The 22,611-nt window shown below is 46.0% G+C and carries 18 protein-coding genes; 10 read left to right on the plus strand and 8 right to left on the minus strand.

Features of this window, described 5'->3' with window-relative positions; all coding sequences use genetic code 11:
- Positions 1-110 precede the first annotated feature (110 nt).
- Both ric and L5M28_RS15160 read left to right on the plus strand, forming a co-directional pair.
- Complete coding sequence (ric, locus tag L5M28_RS15155; RefSeq protein ID WP_263203768.1) at positions 111-866, plus strand: iron-sulfur cluster repair di-iron protein; 756 nt, start codon at positions 111-113, stop codon at positions 864-866.
- Positions 867-998: 132 nt separating this feature from the next.
- Positions 999-1,502 carry a helix-turn-helix domain-containing protein gene (locus L5M28_RS15160; protein WP_105250431.1) on the plus strand — a complete coding sequence of 168 codons (504 nt, stop codon included), beginning with the start codon at positions 999-1,001 and terminating at the stop codon, positions 1,500-1,502.
- Between the two features lie 29 nt (positions 1,503-1,531).
- On the opposite strand, the gene L5M28_RS15165 is transcribed toward L5M28_RS15160, so the two are convergent.
- The 7 genes from L5M28_RS15165 to lptM form a co-directional block, all read right to left on the minus strand.
- Positions 1,532-2,110, minus strand: a complete 579-nt coding sequence (locus tag L5M28_RS15165; RefSeq protein ID WP_105250432.1) for a HupE/UreJ family protein — start codon at positions 2,108-2,110, stop codon at positions 1,532-1,534.
- 113 nt (positions 2,111-2,223) lie between these two features.
- Positions 2,224-2,955 carry an HAD-IA family hydrolase gene (locus L5M28_RS15170; protein WP_219251942.1) on the minus strand — a complete coding sequence of 244 codons (732 nt, stop codon included), beginning with the start codon at positions 2,953-2,955 and terminating at the stop codon, positions 2,224-2,226.
- Entirely contained in the window at positions 2,955-3,875 is a 921-nt protein-coding gene (gene xerC, locus L5M28_RS15175) for a tyrosine recombinase XerC (protein WP_131523372.1), read from the minus strand. Before xerC ends, L5M28_RS15170 begins: the two co-directional genes overlap by 1 nt.
- Positions 3,876-3,932: 57 nt before the next feature.
- The gene (locus tag L5M28_RS15180; protein WP_131523371.1) at positions 3,933-4,562 is read right to left on the minus strand and encodes a DUF484 family protein; all 630 of its coding nucleotides are present in this window, start codon (positions 4,560-4,562) and stop codon (positions 3,933-3,935) included.
- Positions 4,559-5,386: a diaminopimelate epimerase gene (gene dapF / locus L5M28_RS15185; protein WP_105250436.1), complete on the minus strand. Its 828-nt coding sequence runs from the start codon at positions 5,384-5,386 to the stop codon at positions 4,559-4,561. Before dapF ends, L5M28_RS15180 begins: the two co-directional genes overlap by 4 nt.
- A 76-nt stretch (positions 5,387-5,462) precedes the next feature.
- The gene (gene lysA / locus L5M28_RS15190) at positions 5,463-6,707 is read right to left on the minus strand and encodes a diaminopimelate decarboxylase (protein ID WP_131523370.1); all 1,245 of its coding nucleotides are present in this window, start codon (positions 6,705-6,707) and stop codon (positions 5,463-5,465) included.
- 57 nt (positions 6,708-6,764) lie between these two features.
- Positions 6,765-6,956, minus strand: a complete 192-nt coding sequence (lptM, locus tag L5M28_RS15195) for an LPS translocon maturation chaperone LptM (RefSeq protein WP_168825920.1) — start codon at positions 6,954-6,956, stop codon at positions 6,765-6,767.
- 79 nt (positions 6,957-7,035) lie between these two features.
- Here lptM and cyaY point away from each other — a divergent pair, with 79 nt between their 5' ends.
- The gene (cyaY, locus tag L5M28_RS15200; RefSeq protein ID WP_105250439.1) at positions 7,036-7,365 is read left to right on the plus strand and encodes an iron donor protein CyaY; all 330 of its coding nucleotides are present in this window, start codon (positions 7,036-7,038) and stop codon (positions 7,363-7,365) included.
- An 83-nt stretch (positions 7,366-7,448) separates the two neighbouring features.
- Here cyaY and L5M28_RS15205 read toward each other — a convergent pair whose 3' ends face one another.
- Positions 7,449-9,860, minus strand: coding sequence for a class I adenylate cyclase (locus L5M28_RS15205; RefSeq protein ID WP_173496189.1), 2,412 nt, complete (start codon positions 9,858-9,860; stop codon positions 7,449-7,451).
- A 202-nt stretch (positions 9,861-10,062) separates the two neighbouring features.
- On the opposite strand from L5M28_RS15205, the gene hemC reads away from it, so the two are divergent.
- From hemC to L5M28_RS15240, 7 genes are all read left to right on the plus strand, one after another.
- On the plus strand, positions 10,063-10,995 hold the full coding sequence (gene hemC, locus L5M28_RS15210; RefSeq protein ID WP_131523367.1) for a hydroxymethylbilane synthase: 933 nt from the start codon (positions 10,063-10,065) through the stop codon (positions 10,993-10,995).
- Positions 10,996-10,999: 4 nt separating this feature from the next.
- Positions 11,000-11,740, plus strand: a complete 741-nt coding sequence (locus tag L5M28_RS15215; protein ID WP_173496188.1) for a uroporphyrinogen-III synthase — start codon at positions 11,000-11,002, stop codon at positions 11,738-11,740.
- Between the two features lie 60 nt (positions 11,741-11,800).
- Entirely contained in the window at positions 11,801-12,982 is a 1,182-nt protein-coding gene (locus L5M28_RS15220; protein WP_113940851.1) for a uroporphyrinogen-III C-methyltransferase, read from the plus strand.
- Positions 12,979-14,145: a heme biosynthesis HemY N-terminal domain-containing protein gene (locus L5M28_RS15225; RefSeq protein ID WP_263203772.1), complete on the plus strand. Its 1,167-nt coding sequence runs from the start codon at positions 12,979-12,981 to the stop codon at positions 14,143-14,145. The genes L5M28_RS15220 and L5M28_RS15225 overlap by 4 nt, the downstream gene beginning before the upstream one ends.
- Positions 14,146-14,578: 433 nt before the next feature.
- Positions 14,579-18,943, plus strand: coding sequence for a beta strand repeat-containing protein (locus tag L5M28_RS15230; RefSeq protein WP_263203774.1), 4,365 nt, complete (start codon positions 14,579-14,581; stop codon positions 18,941-18,943).
- A gap of 89 nt (positions 18,944-19,032) precedes the next feature.
- On the plus strand, positions 19,033-21,210 hold the full coding sequence (locus tag L5M28_RS15235; RefSeq protein ID WP_173496184.1) for a type I secretion system permease/ATPase: 2,178 nt from the start codon (positions 19,033-19,035) through the stop codon (positions 21,208-21,210).
- Positions 21,207-22,589 carry an HlyD family type I secretion periplasmic adaptor subunit gene (locus tag L5M28_RS15240; RefSeq protein WP_198573137.1) on the plus strand — a complete coding sequence of 461 codons (1,383 nt, stop codon included), beginning with the start codon at positions 21,207-21,209 and terminating at the stop codon, positions 22,587-22,589. The genes L5M28_RS15235 and L5M28_RS15240 overlap by 4 nt, the downstream gene beginning before the upstream one ends.
- Positions 22,590-22,611 lie beyond the last annotated feature (22 nt).

A 22,611-nucleotide genomic window follows, 5' to 3' on the forward strand; every position in this document is an offset into this window, starting at 1 on the left:
CTAATTGTGACATCATCGGCAAATCCTGAGTATTTTAGTCGGGTTTAGTTGCCACGACTAAAAGCTGCAAATAATATGAATGTAAATTTATTGCTGCTCTGGAGCTACTCATGTCTGCTACTTCTGTCTCAAAAGATGCACAACTCCCACCCCATGGGCTTAATTCTCAACACAATCATTGGCTAGAACGAAAAATTGGTGAGTTAGTGGCGGAAGACTTTCGCCGCGCACATGTGTTTAGTCAATTTGGTATCGATTTTTGTTGTGGCGGGGGTAAATCACTGGCGGTCGCCTGTGAGCGTGCAGATGTAGATCCCGCAAAAGTGGTTGCTGCGCTGAATGCCGCAACACTTACCGGTGGCAAAGAAGATGAATTAAATCAATTACCCTTAGATCAACTTATCGAATATATAGAATCAACGCACCATCAATACGTGCGCGAAAAAGCCCCTTTATTGGTCGAATATTCCGAGAAAATGATTCGCGCTCACGGTGAGCACTATGCCGAAATCGTTCCCTTTGCGGGTTGGGTACGAGCCTTAGTTGAAGACTTAATGCCACATTTAATGAAGGAAGAAAAAATACTGTTTCCGGCGATCCGCGCCATGAGTCATGGAGAGCAGGTTGAGGCTTGCTTTGGCCATATTGGCAACCCCATCAATGCGATGCAACATGAGCATGAAGAAGTCGGTTTGATTTTGCAAAAATTACACGAGCTCACTAACGACTTCACACCACCTGAATATGCGTGCACTACATGGCGTGTTTGTTATGCCACTCTGGCGGAATTTGAGGCGGACTTACATCAGCATATTCACTTAGAAAACAATATTCTTTTTCCTAAGGCATTGGGTCTGACTCAATAATTGATTAAATGTTTATCCCGTAGCGGCTCCAAATTACAGATTTTCCGCTTAACCTTGAGGCCAGACCTAAGTCTGGCCTTTCAATTGTTGACGTGCTACAACAAGTCATGTGTCGCTGACGGATAAGCTGCCATGACATTTCAATCATTTGCACTCGATGATATTGCCAATTTGCACGAATCGGCCCAAGTAGAATTTAAACTCGCAGGTGGCCGCGATGGCCAAGGTCAATTACCCGAAGACATTTGGGCTACTTATAGCTCTTTTGCTAACACTTTGGGTGGTGAAATCATCCTAGGGGTACGGGAAGAACGTGGCCATTTCAGTATTGAAGGCATTCCCAATCCGCTTCCTGTTTTACAAGAATTTTGGGAAATCCTCGATGACCCGAGTCGCACTAGTCACAATCTTTTAGCGATTTCAGATGTACAGATTATTGAAATTATGAATAAAAAGCTGATTCGTATCCGCGTACCACTGGCGCCTGAGCAGCTAAAACCTATCTACGTAGGCAGCGATCCTTACACTGGAAGTTATTTTAGGGTGGGAGATGCCGACATGCATGCAAGCCGTCGGCAAGTCAATCTACTGCTGCGCCGCGCCCATCTTTGCATGAAGCAACTCAAGGCGCGTTAATCCAGTAAATCTAACGTCCTGTTATTACGTTAAAAACCTGCTAATAGATAGCCGCCCATGGCCGCAATCGCCACGCCAGTAACGCGCATTAAATTGCGTTGCCCTGTCATCCGCTGCATTCCAAGGCCTATCATTACGCCACCTAAATGGATGACTGCTGTACCAAATAAAAATCCTAGGGCATACAGGACTGGGCTGGCCAATTCCGGCATTTCAGCGCCGTGGGCGTGACCATGAAAAATCGCGAATACACCCACAAAGGCCATGGCGAATAACAGCGGGATTTGACGGTCGAAGGCGATAGCAAGACCGAGCAACAACACAGAGAGGGCAATACCTATTTCAACAAAGGGAACAGCAATCGCATATAAACCTAAAATCCCGCCCACTAACATAAAGGTGACAAATGCTAAGGGGACAGTCCAAATCGCGCGGCCACCGAGCTGGGTGCTCAACATGCCCACACTCAACATAGCCAGCAAGTGATCGAAGCCCAATACGGGATGGTTAAAACCCGACATGAAACCGCCACCTGAATGGATCTCATGGGCCGATACCGGCGCGATCCAACATAAAGTGAGCAGTAATAACAACCCGATACGCGCCATAAAATAGCCTTAGTCAGTGACTTTAGTGATATAAAACTTAACTTTAGTGCAAATTTGGCTGGCAAACCTTGATCTCAATCACCCAAAGATACAGATTAAAAATGCACGCTAAGTTAGTTTACGTCGATAGCCAATACTTTTGTCAAAGCGTCGAGGGAGGCTATTTCTAAATGGGGCAACAAGGCGGCTATCGGTAAGGAATCGACTCGACCAAAACTGGGATTTAGCCACACAGACTGGCACCCCGCCAATCGAGCACCACGAACGTCGGCATTCATGCTGTCGCCAACATGCAGTAAATGTTGCGGTGCAATCTTTAACCGCGAGCAAGCTAATGCGAACATGTCTTTAGCGGGTTTCATATGCACGCCATTACCTGGATGCAACACAAACTCGAAAGTTTCCCCTAAACCAATCCGCTCTGCGTCCACATTGCCATTGGTGATCCCGACTAATCTAAAATGCTGCGATAAGCGCTTGAGTAATAAGAGCACTTCGTCAGACACTTGGAAATGACTGCGGTAAAAATAAAAGCATGCTAATCCTTGCTCGGCGCCGCGTTCAGCTTCAGTCGCCGAATACCCTAATTGTATTAGACCTTGGCGAAGCGTAGCTAAACGTGCTGCGCTAGTATCGTGGGCGAGCTCACGATTTTGCTGCAAAAGTTGCAGTTTTAGCCTGCGCCAATCATGGGGTTGCCACGCCTGCGATAATGGATAAGTCTGCAACAGAAACGTCGCCAGCTCAGCTTCGGCATTTAAAATATGCGGCAGATTGTCGTACAGGGTATCGTCGAGATCGAAACTGATCGCTTGAATATGTTGAGGTCTAAGATAGCAACGCATTATTTATCCTGTGTTTTTTTCGCTCTAGGATGGGCGTTATCATACACCTTAGCTAAGTGTTGGAAATCCAAACTGGTATAAATTTGTGTGGTCGCTAGGTTCGCATGACCCAATAATTCTTGCACCGCCCGCAAGTCGGCGCTCGCTTCTAACATGTGAGTGGCAAAGGAATGACGCAGCTTATGGGGATGTACTCGCACCGATAATGCCTGCTCTTGACCCCATTTAGCCATGCGCGCCTGAATACTGCGATGGGAGAGTCGTTTGCCTTTTTCAGTCACAAATAAGGCGTTATCTTCACAGGGGATCTGCTTTCGGCAATTGAGCCAATTTTGCAGCGCAGTAATCGCTAAACGACCGACTGGGACGATACGCTCCTTATTGCCTTTACCTAAGACTCGCACTTCTTTCAAATCATATTGCACACTGGATAAATTAAGTGCGGCGAGTTCCGCTAAACGTAAACCACTGGAATAAAACAATTCCATCATGGCTTTATCCCGCAGACTCAGCGGATCTGTACCTTCAATGTCCAGCAAATGACTGATGGCATCAACATCGATATTCTTCGGCAGAGGTTTGGTCTGTTTGGGGGCACTTAAGCCTTTGGCGGGATTAAGTTCAATCACGCCTTCGCGCAGCAAAAATTCACCCCATTGTTTTACCGCCGATAAACACAGAGAAAGCGATCGCGGGCTTAAACCTTTGCGGTGCAATTTGGCTAACACTTGCTGCCAATGCTCGCGGCTCACATTGAGTAAATGCACGCCTTCGGGCAAGAGATCGCTACCGCGATTAAGCTCGTAAAGGTAATTCCGTACTGTATGGGCAGACAACTGTCGCTCGGTACTCAGATAACGTTCAAAGGTTTGTAACCATTGAGTATTTAATGCCGACACTTCGCCTGTTTGCGTACTCATATCGGTTTCCTCGTGGGTTTTGCTAAGCTTTGGGTGAGCACTATAGCTCAACGGCCGTTACAGCTTGGCAAGCATATGCGCAAGTAAACGCCGCAACTGTTCCAGCAGCATGTTATCCATATCAGGATGAAAATGGGTGACATCTTGGCTAGCAATGGCAAAAATCACCGGGTTGTCTTCCGACAATTTAGTCAGTGCCACCGAACCCACTTCGCTACCAAATAACCGTTTGGCTTCTTGTTGCGTTAGCCGACCAAAATAGTGACCTTTATGCAGTCTTTGATCCCATATTGCCTTCATATCGGCATCGAGAACGCTGATCAAACGCACATGACTGAAATTAAACTGTAATTTTAAACTGTCGGCCAGCACTTCTTTGAGTGACACTAGATCGGCACAATTCAGTAGCTGGAAGGATAACTCAGTATTGAATTGGTAAATTTTCTCGTTGCGCGCCGCCATCGTTAACAGACTGGTGATCTCTTCTTCCAACTGGCTGACTCGCTGGCGTAGCATTTCTTGACGACGTTCCACCAAAGAGATGGCGCCGCGCTCCAGATGGGGCAGACGCATTGCCAGCAATAGCTCGGGATAGCGATTAAAAAAATCAGGATTATCCAGCAGATACTCGCGAATAATCAACTCATCAAAGGGCACATTCGTCTGCGGCATCAAAGGCTCTGTCATAACTGAATTTGTCCATCGTAAACATGCTGCGCTGGGCCCGTCATCCACAAAGGTTTCCCCTCGCCTTCCCAGTTGATGGTTAAAGTACCGCCGGGTAAATCCACCCGCACTTGCTGGCCGAGCTTCCCTTGCACTTGACCTACAACCACGGCCGCACACGCGCCAGTGCCACAGGCCAAAGTTTCGGCCGCACCACGTTCATACACCCGCAGCTTAATGTGGCCCGAATCTACTACTTGCATAAATCCCACATTCACACCACGGGGAAAGCGCTCATGCTTAGTGAGCATGGCACCGATTTCAGCAACAGCGGCGCTCGCCACATCTTCAACGTCGAGCACACAATGGGGATTACCCATAGAAGCCGCGCCACATAAAAAGGTTTGCAGTGGTGTTTGCAGTAAATAGGTTTTTTCGGCTTTCTTGGCTTTAAAGGGGATCAGACTTGGTTCAAGAATAGGCACGCCCATATTCACGGTAACTGTACCATCTCGCTCTAAACGCAGAGTCATCTTACCTGATGAAGTGCTAACACGGATTTTACTCTTATTGGTCAATCCTTTATTGCGTACAAAGCGGGCAAAACAGCGGGCGCCATTACCGCATTGTTCGACTTCAGTACCATCGGCATTGAAGATGCGATAATGAAAATCTAAATCGGGATCATAGGGCGGCTCAACCAACAGTAATTGATCGAAACCTATGCCAAAGTTACGGTCGGCTAAACGGCGGATCTGCTCAGGCGAAAAGAACACGTTCTGCGTGACCCCATCGACCACCATAAAATCGTTACCCAGTCCGTGCATCTTAGTGAATTGGATCAAGATACTTATCCTTTAAGCCGAGGCGCCGCTCATTAAGTATGAAACCAAGCGCCTGAATCAATATAATTTTTCTAGTTTACGGCAGGAGTTGCTCACCTTGCCAGAGCTGAGACAATTTTTCTCGCTCACGCACTAAGAAAGCGTGCTCACCATCGACCATAACTTCGGCCGCACGAGGACGCGTGTTGTAGTTAGAGGCCATCGCAAAACCATAGGCACCACTCGAACGCACAGCCAGTAAATCCCCAGCCACTAAAGCCAGCTTGCGATCTTTACCTAAAAAGTCACCGGTTTCGCACACTGGACCAACAATATCAAACTCATAGGCCTCAGAGTCCCTTGGCACGACTGGGATAATATTTTGCCATGCGCTGTAAAGTGCTGGGCGAATTAAGTCATTCATCGCGCCATCGACAATCGCAAAACGCTTGTCGCTGTTTTCTTTCAGATACAGCACCTGAGTAACAAAAATCCCCGCATTGGCGGCAATCGCACGGCCCGGCTCGAAGATCAGCTTAAGTTGACGGTCGCCCAAACGCGCTAATATGGCGGCGGCATACACATCAGGATGCGGCGGAGTTTCAGCATCATAGGTCACACCTAAACCGCCACCCACATCAAAATGCTCGATGACGATACCTTGTTCAGCCAGACGATCGATCAACGCGAGCATACGATCCATTGCATCGAGGAAAGGTTGAATTTCTGTCAATTGCGAACCGATATGGCAATCGACACCTTTCACTTTTAAATGTGGTAAAGCATGGGCACGGGCGAAGACGGTTTCGGCCTCATCCATAGCGATACCGAATTTATTTTCTTTAAGGCCAGTCGAAATATAGGGATGAGTACCCGCATCCACATCGGGATTGACTCGCAAGGAAACTGGCGCCACTTTACCTAAACGACCTGCGACCAAATTTAACTGCTCAAGCTCGGCGCTCGACTCGACGTTAAAGCAGTAAATGCCCAGATTAAGTGCCTGTTCCATTTCGGCCGCAGTTTTACCCACGCCAGAGAACACCACTTTAGCGGGATCGCCGCCCGCTTCAATCACTCTTGCTAACTCACCACCCGAAACGATATCAAAACCACTACCTAAACGTGCCAACACATTCAGTACGGCCAAGTTCGAATTAGCTTTAACCGCGTAACAAATCAAATGTGGATGATCTGCCACGGCGTTATTAAAGGCATGCCAATGGCGCTCTAGCGTGGCGCGGGAATAGATATACAGCGGCGTACCATAGGTTTGAGCTAAGTCGGCGACCTGGCAGCCTTCGGCGTGCAGGGCATTTTGTTGGTAGAGAAAGTGATCCAATGTCTGATTCCTTACTGCGCTTTATCGCTGCGATAGTGATGATAGTTATAGCTGCTATTATTGTTGTGTTTTTTGTACTTCGATGGCTCGAATTTCGGTTTTAATCTCTTCTACTTCAGGCTCAGGTTTAGACGCCTCAACCTTTTTAGGCTGATTCACCTCTGTGGCCGGAGATCGATAGAGGGGGCCCTTCTGGCCGCATGCAGTAATGAATAGGCTACCAAGCAATAACAATAAAAACAGTCTCATTTTTCTCAACATCTGTGCATCTGGTGACTAATGGCCTTATAATCGCACCCATCTTGACGAAAGCAAAGGACAGAAATGCATGGCCATGACAGATACAGAATTTCACCAGCTCGCCGATGACATGTTCCAAGCCATAGAAAATGCGATTGAAACTGCGATTGATGAGCAAGATGCCGATCTTGATATCGATGCCAGTGGCAACGTATTGCAATTAGAATTTGTTGATGGCTCTAAGATAGTGATCAACAAGCAAGAACCTTTGCATGAGATTTGGGTCGCCACACGCTTTGGTGGATATCACTTTGGTTTTGTTGAAGGTAAATGGATGGACGGACGAAATGGCGGCGAGTTTATGCCATTCGTGCAAGAGTCTATCGAGCGCCAAGGCGGCATTAAGCTTAGCTTCTAATCTAAGCCTGCCGTAGTGCAAAGCCGTAATAGTGCAAAACAATAATGGGAGCCTTGGCTCCCATTATTTATGTTAAAAACCAGCTAAAACTCAGTGTCTTGATCGCTAACATCGATACCGAAAGGCGCCACCGTTAGCTCTCCGGCTACCCGCACTAAATGGAAAAATTGCGGAATATTAAACCGCGCCCGTGAAGCATAATGCTCATCGAACACATAGTGATGGCTCACTTTATTTACCAACTCGGCCATGTTTGATCCCGCCTGCACGTAATGGCTTAGTTGATTTTCCTCATCGAGGATAAATACATCCAAGTTATCGACCCGTTGGCGTAGAAAATACTGAATCGCGCCTTTAGCCGCATAGTTTTGCACCACTTTCGGCATACTCGAAAAGGGATCGTCACCTAATTCAGGCCGCGGCAATAGTACAAGATGACTGCGGGATAACTGTTGATAAAATGACTTGGCATCGCTTAAGTCCTGATAGGCCATGCCTAAGGGATTAAAAAAGATCCCATAGCGAGTACGACTTATCTGCAGTGGCTGCACTAAGGTGCTGGATTGCTGCACTTGTTGGCACAAACGCATGGTTTGTTTTAGTAGATTTTTCACTGCTAATTTAAGCTGTGGGCGTAACTTCTGTGAACAGCTAATCACATCCATATCCACAGGTAAACTGGCCCGTCTTAGCCCCGGCGTTACAAAGGCTAAAGCTTGCAATACCGCAGTATCGCCTTCGAAGCGATGACACTGCCATTCACCCCAACTATTCAAGCAAATCGCATCTAACGCACCAAGCATATTGGCTTTTTTACGCCCGAGTGAGAACACGTTCGCATTCATCACATCGACCATCATTTCCTGTCCTTGCCATTCAATGGTGGGATCGCAATCCAGATTGAGCACAAAAATCAGCTTACGAAAATGCCATGGCTGGCATAAGTCACGTTTAGATACACGCCAATCGTGGTCGATAAAATTCAGTAACCGCTTAGAAGCTTCGGTAAGCCGTTTCGACTTTGCCTTACTCTGACCATATTCATGCCATTGAGTACTCGGCGTCGAGATCCCATTTAAACATGCCCAAATCATTAAAGCTGAAGGGGTTTTTCCCTTACATATTGCCGACTCGCCTAACAAATTTTGTGGCTGAGGCCCTTGTCGATACAGATAATATTGACGCTCGCGGGAGCTTGAGACCATAGTCACTTCGGACTCAGCGACTGAAGCACTCCACAGCAGATTCAGCTTAGCGATTTGGTCTTCATCTTGACTAAAATAGGTATGCAACTTGCGAGTCAGCATTCCCAAATCTTCAATCCGCAAACCTTCATTTAACTCATGTGTCGATGCGAAGCGTAATAAGGTTTGGTAGCTCGCTAATAACAGTTCATTCAGTTGCTCGTTAAACCAATTGAGCTGGCCACTATGCCAATGTTCACAATTGTCTAAAGTGCTAATCAGACTATCTGGCCATTGCCAATCCTGCACCAGCTTTTGCAATTTAGGATAACGCCAATCTTTGCCCTCTTGGGTTCGACTCAAGTGCACGCCACATTTTAAATAGAAGCAGCGCCGCACTATCTCTAGTCGGCGAGTATCATTCTGCTTAAGTAAATAGGTTTCGATAATCTCATAGATAGAGTAATAGGCATCATTCGACGTCGAAAAATCACCGGCGAGCGTTTTCTGCCATAAGTGATCACAAAGCAGAGTTGAATGGGGATAATCACTGGCATAAGCCTCGAGTAGCAATACTTTAATCAGCGCCTTATGGGGCTTTTCTAAGCCCTTGTAGAGCTGCCATAACGAAGCACCAAAGTACTCACTCGCAGGTAATTCATGTACATCGCCTAAGGACAAGAGCGCAGGATTGAGTTTAGCGTCTGGCCACCATGCAATCGTTTTACCCGCCAAACGAATTTGACTACGATAAAACTCTTCAAGTAATAACCAATGTTGCATACTACCGCTATGCTCATGGGCCATTGCTGATTGACATCCACGAACGGCTTTACCGCCACAAAACTGCTGCGGATGAACTAAGTAAAAATTCACCTCAAACTGATACTCGGCAAACCAAGCAGTCAATCGAGTCGCTTTAATCTTGATTAGCGCCAAATCCTCAGAACACAGATCAGCCCTATGTACTAACCAAACATCGACATCGCTCTTGGCATTTTGGCCAAAACTGCCAGTACTCCCCATCGCATAAACGCCTTCAAAGGCATTGATATCCGCTTCTTGAGTAGTAAAAGGCAGCGAGAACACATCGCAGGCCTGGGACTCAGTCTCACCAACCTGATACTCGTTGATTCCACAGGGCGTATTGGCGGCATGATAGCCAGGATACTGAACACCGTTCTGGTGAATTAAAAAGGGGATCAAATGGAATAAGTGTTTTTGTAACGGCGATAGCAAAGCTAGGGCGCGTGCAATACGTACCTTATTAAGTCTTTCTGCTATATCAGGAAACTGTATTTGCCGATCCATTCAAAAACACAACACTTAAGCACTTATGGGAAATGTGCTCATGTTAACACTTTTACAAACTCGAGCAACTAAACGTGAAGCCCGTCACACTTTCACGGTATCTAGAACATCGCCAACTTCAAAGAATCGATACGGCTTCCTTACATAAACGATTTGCCAATGTTAGCATTGGCGCAACTAAGATCTTTGATGGAAACTAGGCATGTCTGAGAACCGCATACGTATCGCAACCCGCAAGAGTCCGCTGGCCATGTGGCAAGCTGAATTTGTTAAAGCCGAATTAGAACGCATTCACCCCGGTATTGTGGTGGAATTGCTGCCAATGAGCACTAAGGGTGACGTTATCTTAGATACGCCGCTAGCCAAAGTGGGCGGTAAAGGTTTGTTCGTCAAAGAGCTTGAAGTCGCCATGTTAGACGATCTTGCCGATATCGCGGTGCACTCAATGAAAGACGTGCCCGTCGACTTCCCTGAAGGCTTGGGCCTTGAAGTTATTTGCGAGCGCGAAGATCCACGCGATGCCTTTGTATCGAATTTATATAAATCGATCAGCGAATTACCATTAGGCGCAACTGTGGGCACCTCGAGCCTACGTCGTCAATGCCAACTGCGCGCATCACGCCCTGACCTTATCATCAAAGATTTACGCGGTAACGTAGGCACTCGTTTAGCTAAACTTGATAACGGCGAATACGATGCCATTATTCTTGCCGCTGCAGGCTTAATTCGCCTGAAATTGTCTGAGCGTATTGCCAGCTTTATTTCTGCCGAAGAGTCCTTGCCCGCCAACGGCCAAGGCGCTGTGGGTATCGAATGTCGCACCAACGACGCACGCGTTAAGGCACTACTGGCACCATTAGAACATTTAGAAACGCGCTACCGTGTGATTGCCGAGCGCGCGATGAACACGCGCCTAGAAGGTGGATGCCAAGTGCCGATTGGCGCATTTGCCGAAATCAATGGTGATGAGATGACATTACGCGGCCTAGTCGGTAACCCTGATGGTAGTGAAATCATCGAAGGCGTGATCACAGGTCCAAAAACCGACGCCACGCAATTAGGGGTTGCCCTTGCCGAAGAGCTATTGAGCAAAGGCGCAAAAAGCATACTCGACGCTGTTTACGCTAAAGCATAAGTCGATGAAAGTCTTACTGACGCGCCCAGAAGGGCGCAATCAGTCCATGATCGATGCCTTGAATCAACAAGGCATTAGCCATTGGGTTACACCTCTACTGTGTGTCGAAGCAACGCCGCCCATCACAACGAATAACACACACCCACTGGCACACGCCGATATGATTATCTGTATCAGCGCCAATGCAGTCAGCTTTGCCGACTATGCCTTAACAACCGCTCATTCTCGAATAAAAGGCTGGCCTCAAGCTCAATATTTCGCCGTAGGTCATGCGACTTGGGAAGCATTAAATCAACTCGGCATTGAAGCCCTCGAAGCCCCAGATGATTGTCAGCAGACCGAAGGTCTACTCACGCTCGCGCCTTTGCAAGATATTAAAGGTAAGCAGATTAAGATCATACGTGGCGTTGGCGGCCGTGAAGCCTTAGCTGAACGACTGGCTGAGCGCGGGGCAACAGTGCGCTATTGGGAAGTATATCAACGGGCTTGTCCACCACTCGATGGACAGCAGATCGCACAACAATGGCAAGAGTTTGGCATCGACACTATTGTCGTCACCAGCGGTGAAGTACTGGATAACCTGATTAATCTAGTGCCAAAAGAGTTATTTGCATGGCTGCGCTCATGTCATATCATAGTCCCAAGTAACCGAGTAGAAGCTCAAGCCCACGCCTTTGGTATAACCCAAGTCACCAATGCCAATGCCGCCAACAGCAAAGCCGTGCTAAACGCCCTTAAACTCTAAGCGCTATTTAGCCCGATTTAACTCGAATTTCGGCAGTAGCATGTTTTCAAGGACTGTTAAATGGATAACAACAAGCACGACGCAAAGAGCCCTGAATTACAGGCTACCTCTATTATTGAACCATCAATAACGACTGATGACACGCCCGTAACTTCAGCGCCATCTTCTGAATCCCAAACAGCCAAAGCCACACCTTCAAGCACGCCGAGTCAAACGCCAGCATCCAATAGAAGCTCGTGGGCGATTCGCTTTGGAGTGTTATTAGCGCTGGGTTTAACCGCTTGCACCCTTGGCGGCGGTTTTGTGCTATACCAACAGATGCAACAGCAACTACTGGCGCAGGATGCGAAAAATATCGCCCTACAAGACCAATTACAGCAAGCCCTGCTACAACCCAATCAACGTATTGGCCAGCTTGAACAGCAACAACTGAATGATGCTAAGACCTATCAAGAATTAACAAAATTGGCAGAAGACCAAAATCAACTGCAGGACAGGATCAATAAACTTGCCCAGCGCAGTCCAACGCATTGGATGGCGTCAGAAGCCGAATATCTAGTAAACATGGCGGGCCGTAAACTTTGGTTAGAAAAAGATCCCCGCACCGCCACCGATCTATTAAAATCGGCGGATGAAACCATCGCCGCCATGAACAATCCCGCTTTGCTACCTATTCGTAAGGCTCTAGCAAAAGATATCGCCGCGACTGCAAGTATTAAAACCACAGATATTGATGGTAGTGTATTAGCCCTCGATGCCTTAATTGAGCAACTCGATAAGCTGCCACTTAATCGCACCGATGCAGAAACCGATGCCCCTGAAGATACAAACATTACTGGCGATTTAAATGACTGGCAGAGCAACTTAGGGAAGACGTGGAAAGCGTTAACCCAAGACTTTATCACCATACGCCATAGAACCGCCGATGCACCCGCTTTACTTGCTCCTGAGCAACAGTGGTATCTGGTTGAAAACATTCGTCATAAACTGCTGCAATCTCAACTTGCGTTATACCGCTACGACAGAGCCGCTTATCACCAATCATTAATGATGGTGCGTAAGTGGATTCAAACCTATTTTGATACTCAAGATCACAGCACTGCTGAAGCCATCGCCAAAATCGATAAATTGGCGACATTAGAACTTGATCCTATTACTCTGAAATCCTTTGCCGCAAAACCTCTGCTATTACAGCTGACAAGCTATGGTGAGCTGACCTCATCAGAGGATGTGCCATTATGATCAAGATATTAATTTTCTTAGGGATAATACTAATAGGGCTCTGCATTAGCCCTTGGTTGGTGGGCAACACAGGTTATGTATACATTGCGGCAGGTGACTACCAGATTGAGACCAGTTTAGTCTTTGGGATCATTGCCTTAATTATATTTTATGCCATGTTCCAAGTACTAGAATGGTTGGTGATTAGCGCTATTAATCTCATGCTGCGTAGCCGTTTTATTCCTCGCCACTGGCGCCGTCGCTCCGCGAAAAAGCATACCTTAATGGGTGCACTGGCTCTGGCAGAAGAAGATTGGCCAGCAGCGGAACGCGCTATGATAAAAGGCGCCGACAATGGCGAACTCCCTGCACTTAATTTACTTGCAGCAGCTCGTGCTGCCCAATATCAACAGAAAATAGCAGAGCGTGATCAATATCTTGACCGTGCTGCAACACAACCGCTGGCCGCGAATGCCGTCGCAACCACGCGTACTCGATATCTGTTAAAACAAGGAGAGTTAGCTTTAGCCCGCGCCGAGCTCGATAAATTAGCCCCCACAAGTAAGAGCAAAGCACCGGTACTCAAACTCGCCCTCGAGTTATATCAAGCACAAGAGGATTGGGATGCGCTCAAGCTATTGTTACCTATTTTGAAGAAGCGCCAGATCCTAGATGACACCCAGCTAAATGAACTCAATGTAATCACTCACTGCGCTTTACTCAAAGCCGCAACCATTAAAGGCGAAGCAGCCTTAGAACAATGCTGGCAGTGGTTATCTCGCAGTGAGCGCAATCAGTCTGAGTTTTTGGCGATTTATGCTGTGGGTTTATGCCGCTTTAATCGCAAAGAGCAAGCGCTGAAGCTACTCTCGAAAAAATTACGCACTGCTCCTGAATCAGCGCTTTTAGAAGTCATTCCAGAAATAACGACAGCCCAAGATACAGAAATCCGTAAGCAGTTACTCAAGCATGAAATCACCCATGAGAATAATGCCGACTACCAGATGTGCTTAGCTAAACTTTATCAGCAAACACGGGATATGAAAGAAGCCAGAACCTGCTGGCAAAATGTTTGCCGACTCGAACCCACAAAAGCCTCTTGGTTGGCGCTTGCGCGGATTCAAGAACAGTTAGGCGAACAAGGTAACGCAAATCAAAGTTATCGTCAGGCGGTTAATCTGTAGTTCTACAATGCCTGCAACCTAGTCGCCGTGATTTGAGTAACGAAAGATCACGGCACTTGCCAATGCTGGCATATTAAAACCCACTTAACTTGCCAAAAATGTTAAAAACTAGATCGTGTCGCTTCTTTTCCGTAAAAACCACTCTTCCAATCCAGATTAATTTCTTATAACTATGCTTAATCTTAGAGTTAAAAAGTACTAAATACGGCCCTTTTTATAGATATAGCTACTACATCTAGTTACAGGTCTAAAAATTGTCACTTTTGCGTATTAAGATCCGTAAAACCGCATAAGAACAGGCGACACAAGCGCGTCAAAAAATTGACTTAAGTCGTTTCGTTAGCTAAAATTCCACCACTTGTATCACAGTGCGACATATTTGTTGGACTTGTGCGTCTATGGATTAACACACTTTGGCTGTTGGGAGCTTACTATGGGATCGGTAATTACATCAAAGAAAGGTTTGCTTAAGTTAGTAAAAGGGCAAATCAATGTCGAAGTTGATGGTTCAAATCAACCCGCTAAGGATGGCGAACAACTCCCTAAAGGTGCTGTGCTCCATATTGGCGAAAACGCAACCTATGAAATTACCTTCGATGATGGCACTAAGCTATCAAATGAAGTCGCGCCCAGCGAAACTACTGCAGCAGCCTCTGGCACGGCTAACGAAGCAGCCCTAGATGAAATTCAAGCATTACAAGATCTTATTGCATCCGGTGAAGACCCAACTCAGAACCTACCAGAAACCGCAGCAGGCAACACACCAGGCAGTGATGGTAACTCGGGCTATGTCATTCTAGCCCGTAGCGGCACAGAAACCATTGCAGCTTCAGGCTACTCAACAAGCGGCCAAGCACTGACTGGAACGACGGTTAATATTCCACAATTCACCATTGCAGCAGACTCACCTTCAGCACTTGCTAATGACAGCAACACTTCCTATGAAGATACTGTAGCGACTGGCAATGTGCTCGATAACGACACTGATGTGGATTCCACTCTAAGTGTTGTGAGCTTCGAAATCAGCGGTACCACCTACGCAGCAGGCACAGAAGTGACTCTCGAAGGTGGTGTTTTAATTTTAAATATCGATGGTTCTTACACCTTCACGCCGAATGAAAACTGGAATGGCCAAGTACCTGTCATTACCTACACAACCAACACGGGCTCAACAGCAACGCTAACTATTAATGTTAACCCTGTCGACGATCCTTCCATCCTTGCAAATGACAGCGCCACAGTTGCAGAAGATACTGTAGCTACAGGCAATGTGCTTGATAATGATTCCGATATCGACAGCACCCTTTCCGTTGTCAGCTTCACTGTGAATGGCGATACCGTTACCGCAGGCACCACTGTTTCCTTAGAAGGTGGCAGCTTAGTCATCAATGCCGATGGTTCTTACACCTTCACACCCAATGCCAACTGGAATGGCCAAGTTCCTGTCATTACCTACACCACTAACACTGGTTCAACAGCCACATTAACCATTAATGTGACCCCTGTTGATGATCCTTCCATCCTTGCAAATGACAGCGCCACAGTTGCAGAAGATACCGTAGCTACAGGCAATGTGCTTGATAATGATTCCGATATCGACAGCACCCTGTCCGTAGTCAGCTTCACTGTGAATGGCGATACCGTTACCGCAGGCACCACGGTCGCCTTAGAAGGCGGCAGCTTAGTCATCAATGCCGATGGCTCTTATACTTTCACGCCGAATGAAAACTGGAATGGCACGGTGCCGGTTATCACTTACACCACAAATACCGGCTCAACCGCCACATTAACCATTAATGTCACCCCAGTTGATGACCCGGTCGATGCAAAGGATGACGAGTACACCGTCAACGAAGATGGCTCCGTCAGCATTAACCTGCTCAGCAACGATATCGCCCTCGATGGTGGCTTAGCGATTAAGTCTATCAATGGCGTGACCTTGACCGGTCTCGCACAGAACATCGCYGTGAGCAACGGCACCGTGGTGATTGCCGCCGACGGCAGCATGACCTTTGTGCCTAATGCCAACTTCAACGGCAACATCAGCTTTGACTATGTGGCGACCGATGCCGATGGCGATATCGACACGGCCACCGTTAGCATCAACGTGAACAGCGTTGATGACCCGGTCGATGCAAAGGATGACGAGTACACCGTCAACGAAGATGGCTCCGTCAGCATTAACCTGCTCAGCAACGATATCGCCCTCGATGGTGGCTTAGCGATTAAGTCTATCAATGGCGTGACCTTGACCGGTCTCGCACAGAACATCGCCGTGAGCAACGGCACCGTGGTGATTGCCGCCGACGGCAGCATGACCTTTGTGCCTAATGCCAACTTCAACGGCAACATCAGCTTTGACTATGTGGCGACCGATGCCGATGGCGATATCGACACGGCCACCGTTAGCATCAACGTGAACAGCGTTGATGACAACGTTACAATTGTAAATACAGTGGGCCCATTAAATGTCTACGAGTCAGCATTAATAAATGGCACCGGAAGCCCCAGCTCAGGGCAAGTGTCTGCGCAAGGTAATATGACTATTACTGCCAATGATGGACTTAACAGAATAGAAATAACCAATTCAGCTGGCGTAACTTCAACATTAACCCTCGCGGCGTTAATGGCTGCGACATTCTCAACACCAATAGTCATTGCAGGAGCTGATGGCACGCTTTACATCACGGGCTATAACAATGGTTCATTAGAATACACTTATGCATTAACAAGTGCACAGACACACTCCTCTCAAGGTAATGATACTCTCAATGACAACTTCTTAGTTAAAGTCATTGATACTGATGGTGATACTGCAACATCGACAATAACAACAGCTATCCACGACGATATCGGCACTGCAATCGATGATAGTAATAGTGTAGATATTACTGTTGACTCGTTCATTGTGTCCGGTATAGAGGCAAGTTGGAGTTCAAGTCGAGTCACTGGAGGTACTAACATAAAGACATTTGATGGAGACTGGAACACTGGTGGAGAAGATAATGACTCAGCGAGAGATCAGCTTCGCTGGGGAACAACTGATAATAGTAAACAATCGGGTTATGGTTTCATGGATAATGATGCCGCGCTTAACGGTCAACTAGCCCTAAACCAAGATATTATTCTGGGTACATTTACTCACTACAACTACCCTATTGATTCAGGTACAGCAATAACTGCTGCATCAATGCAAATTACATTTAGTGTTACTGATGCATACGGAGTGACTACACCAGTTACGTTAATGCTCAACTTCAGTCACAATGAAACACCTAACTCCAGTGACCCAATGGCATCACGTGACATAGTTACTGTGGGACAAACGAGTGTAACCTTTAACTATCAAGGACAAGTTTATACAGTTCAGGTTATTGGATTTAAAGATGTAAATGGTCAACTTGTCACCTCAATTTATACAAATGAAAATGCTGCAACTAGTTATGAGTTAGTTGTTCGCATGGTTGCTGGCACTGGTTATACACTTCCTCATTGTGATGGTAACGTACTCACCAATGATGTAACTGGGGCCGACTCAGGGCTAATCATTATAGGGGCCGCCGCTGGCGATCACACTAATACAGGTGTAGCAGGGAATATAGGAATTAGCATTGTTGGACTATATGGCACTTTAACTCTTGATGCTAACGGTAACTATCACTATCAAATAACAGCAAATGCTAGTGATGTACCTTCTGGTGCAGTTGAAACATTTACTTATACTATGCGCGATGCCGATGGTGATAAGTCTAGTGCCACGTTGACTATTAGTGTCAATCCTGTCGATGGCAATGGAGTTCCAGTAGCAGATTCTAATCACATAACAACTGAAGGGGCAACACTCAACGATACATTTATTGTCATTAACGGAGAAAATGGCACAAACCAAAATCAATTAAATGTTAACTTTGGCGGCAACAAAGCTGGTGTAATAACAAATCAAAGTGGTAATGATATTATCACCAGTGGAGCAAACTTAACGAGTTACAGTACAAGCAACAAACAAGTTGTTAGTAGTGGTGATGGTAATGACCATATTGAAACAGGTAAGGGCGATGATGTTATCTATGCAGGCAAAACAGGAGCAACTGGATTTGGTTCTGATGACTCTTTACAATTATCTATCAGTGATATTTTATCACACCATATTATGTCAGGTGGCTTATCGACCATAGTTGATAGCGATGGCTTGTTGCTCGCAAATGATGTCGCATCTAAACAAGCGGACATAGTCAATGGTGGTAGTGGTAACGACCGAATTTATGGACAATCTGGATCAGACATTCTTTATGGGCATACTGGCGACGATTATATTGATGGCGGTACCCATAACGATGGAATTCGTGGCGGAGAAGGAAATGATACATTAATTGGCGGACTAGGTGATGATGTGTTGAGAGGTGATTCAGGTAGCGATACCTTCGTTTGGAATAAAGGAGAATATGGAACAGACCATATCACTGACTTTAATATCCATGAAGATAAATTGGATTTAAGCGATTTACTCCAAGGTGAAAGTAACAACACACTACATAGTTATTTAAACTTTAGCTTAGTTAGTGGTTCAACTGTGATTGATATCGATGGCAATAAAGACGGTGTGTTTGAGCAGCATATCGTTCTTGACGGTGTTGATTTGTATAGTGCGTATAACACTACAACAGAGACTGGCATTATTAATGGCCTACTAGGTACTAATGGCAGCGGTCCGTTAATTGTTGATACTCAGCCAGTCACACCAGAACTAAGTCCAGGTCTTGCACCATTGAATAGCAATGAGCAGCATAATATCCCTTAGATAAAATCGTTTGGATGGCCTATAGAAATATAGGCCATCATGACCGATACTTGCATAACCATATAAAAATCCAAAGGATAAGTAATTAGGTGTCAGCTGCAGCTTCTGAAAAAATTGATCAATGGACCATTTCAGCCTCACAAAGAGTGTTAGTGGATCCTTTGCTGGATTGTTTAGTGTTACTCACTGAGCATTTTGGCAATCCGTGCTCGAGCGATTCGCTTGCGGCAGGTTTACCCTTGTCAGGTACCGTGTTATCACCCGACTTATTGCCTCAGGCAGCTTCAAGAGCGGGTCTAGCGGCTAAGCTGTCTCGAAAAGGCTTAAACGAAGTATCACCTATATTGCTCCCCTGTATTTTATTATTAAAAGACAAAAAAGCCTGTATATTGCGAGAACTTGATGTTGCATCAGATAAAGCAATTATTCAATTACCCGAGACGGGCGGTGAAGAGACACTGACAATTGAGTCACTCGAAGCCTTATATGTGGGATATTTATTCTTAGTCAAACAAGAATACCGTGGCGACATGGGCTTCGATGTTTATCTACACGATAATAAAACCCACTGGTTAGTACAAACCCTCAAAGATTCAGCACCCATTTATCGTGATGCATTAATCGCTTCTGTATTGGTGAATTTATTCGCCTTAGTTTCACCGTTATTTATTATGAATGTGTATGACAAAGTCGTCCCAAACCTCGCCTTTGAATCCCTTTGGGTTTTAGCGATTGGTGCGGCGATTGCTTATATGTTCGATCTTATAATGCGGCAACTTAGAAGTTACCTCATCGATGTTGCAGGAAAAAAAGTAGATATTATTGTGTCTTCGCAACTTTTTGCTAAAGCGATAGGTATTCCCCTAGAAAAACGTTCTCCTAGTATCGGCGGCATGGCGAAACAGTTAGGTGAATTCGATAATATTCGTGAAATTTTAACTTCGGCAACGATCACAACTTTAGTCGATCTCCCCTTCGCGATATTTTTCTTAATCATTATTTTTATTGTCGCTGGTGATCTCGCTATAGTTCCAGTCATTGGCGGCATCATCATTATTGGCTTCACGCTTTATATTCAACCTAAACTCAAAGCGGCAATCGAAGAAGGCAATAAATTTTCAAGCTTAAAACATGGGCATTTAATCGAGAGCTTATCAGCGCTAGAGTCAATTAAAGCTAATGGTGCTGAAGGAATTGTGCAAAAAAGCTGGCAACAGATGATAGGCCACAGTGCAAACTGGCAATTAAGGTCAAAAAAGCTCTCCAACTCTGTATCGAACGTGGCGAACTTTACGGTGCAATTTACCGTTGTCTGCGTGGTGATTTTGGGCGTTTATCGAGTGGCTGATAATGCGATATCTATGGGCGGAATTATTGCTGCGGTCATGCTATCGAGCCGCGCCATTTCACCTATGGCACAACTTGCAGGCCTGATGACTAGAGCAAACCACACAGCCAGTGCACTACGCCAACTGAATGAAATCATGACTCAAGAAGATGAGTTTGAAAATAAAGGACATTTAGTTAGCAAACAAAGACTCATAGGCAAGATCAATGCTGACCATGTTGGTTTTAGTTATCCAGGTTCTGAAAAGCCTGTACTGCATCCGATGTCGCTAACGATTAATCCTGGCGAACGCATTGCCATTATCGGTCGAAATGGTTCAGGTAAAAGTACGCTAGCTAAGCTACTGGTCGGGCTATTTCAACCCACGGCAGGAAGCTTGCGCTACGACGGTTTAGACTCAGCACAGATTCATCCGAGTGATTTACGTCGTAATTTTGGCTACTTACCCCAAGATGTCACCCTATTCCATGGTTCTATTCGCGACAATATTTTATTTGGTACACGTCAAGTCACTGAACATCAACTCATCCGCGCGGTACAGCTTTCTGGTGTGAGTCAATTCACCAACCTAGAAGCAGAAGGCCTAGACCAACAGGTCGGCGAAGGCGGCATGTCACTCAGTCGCGGACAAAGACAAACTGTCGCTCTTGCTCGCGCCACACTTAATGATCCCCCAGTGTTACTGATGGATGAGCCTACGGCGAGTTTAGATGCTCGCGCTGAACAACAATTTATTCGTTCAATGCAAAATGTCAGCAAAGATAGAACGTTAATTCTTATTACCCACAAGATGCATTTATTGCAACTCGTCGACCGCATTATTGTACTTGAACGCGGCCATGTGGTTGCCGATGGACCTAAAGCAGAAGTGCTAGAAAAACTCAATTTTGGCCTAGTGAACGGAGAGGCTAAAAGATGAGTAAACATTTAACAACAAACGACTTAGACATGGTTGATGATGTCTATGGCGCCATGATGACAGACGCTCCCAGCGGACACAGATTAATCATATGGGCACTTGCTGCTATGGTAGCGTGTTTTTTACTGTGGGCGGGGTTTGCTCAATTAGATAAGGTTACTACTGGAACGGGAAAAGTGATTCCTTCATCACAAGTTCAAGTTATCCAAAGTCTAGATGGCGGCATAATGCAAGAACTCTACGTTCAAGAAGGTGAGATAGTCACAAAAGGGCAGCCTTTAGTGCGTATTGATGATACCCGCTTTCGCTCCGACTTTGCTCAACAAGAGCAAGAGGTTTATGGCTTAAAAACCAATGCTATCCGCATGCGTGCCGAACTCGACAGCATTCTCATATCAGACATGACATCAGACTGGCGCGAGCAAGTGCTCGTTACTAAAAAAGCCTTGGTATTTCCTGAGAGCATCATTACCGCGGAACCCGCCTTAGTGAAAAGACAACAAGAGGAATACAACGGACGCTTAGATAACTTAAGTAACCAACTTGAGATCCTCGTACGTCAAATTCAACAAAGACAGCAAGAAATTGATGATCTCGCCTCTAAAACAACGACATTAACGACGAGCATGCAGCTAATATCCCGCGAGCTTGAACTCACTCGACCTTTAGCCAAAAAAGGTATTGTTCCTGAAGTTGAGTTACTCAAACTCGAACGCACGGTAAACGACTTGCAAGGTGAATTGAATTCAATGCGTTTACTCCGCCCTAAAGTAAAAGCGGCATTAGATGAGGCTATCTTAAAACGCCGTGAAGCCGTATTTGTTTACGCTGCAGAGCTGCGCGCGCAGCTCAATGAAACTCAAACCCGCCTCTCTCGCATGAATGAAGCACAAGTTGGCGCGCAGGATAAAGTCAGTAAGGCGATTATCACCTCCCCTGTTAATGGCACCATTAAAACCACACATATCAATACACTGGGTGGTGTAGTGCAACCTGGGATCGATATTATCGAGATAGTACCGTCGGAAGATCAACTGCTGATAGAAACTAAAATCTTGCCTAAAGATATCGCTTTCTTACATCCAGGATTACCCGCCGTAGTAAAAATTACCGCCTATGATTTTACCCGCTATGGCGGCCTTAAAGGAACTGTCGAACATATTAGTGCCGACACTTCTCAAGATGAAGAAGGCAATAGCTACTATCTCATCAGAGTTAGAACTGCAGAATCTAGTTTAACCAAAAACGATGGCACACAGATGCCAATTATTCCGGGAATGTTAACTTCAGTTGACGTTATCACGGGGCAAAGATCCATACTTGAGTACATTTTAAATCCAATTTTAAGGGCTAAGGACACAGCGCTCAGAGAGCACTAAGCCTTTTTTTTATAAACCGGGA

The organism is Shewanella sp. SW32 (assembly GCF_025653365.1).
Lineage (GTDB): Bacteria > Pseudomonadota > Gammaproteobacteria > Enterobacterales > Shewanellaceae > Shewanella > Shewanella oncorhynchi.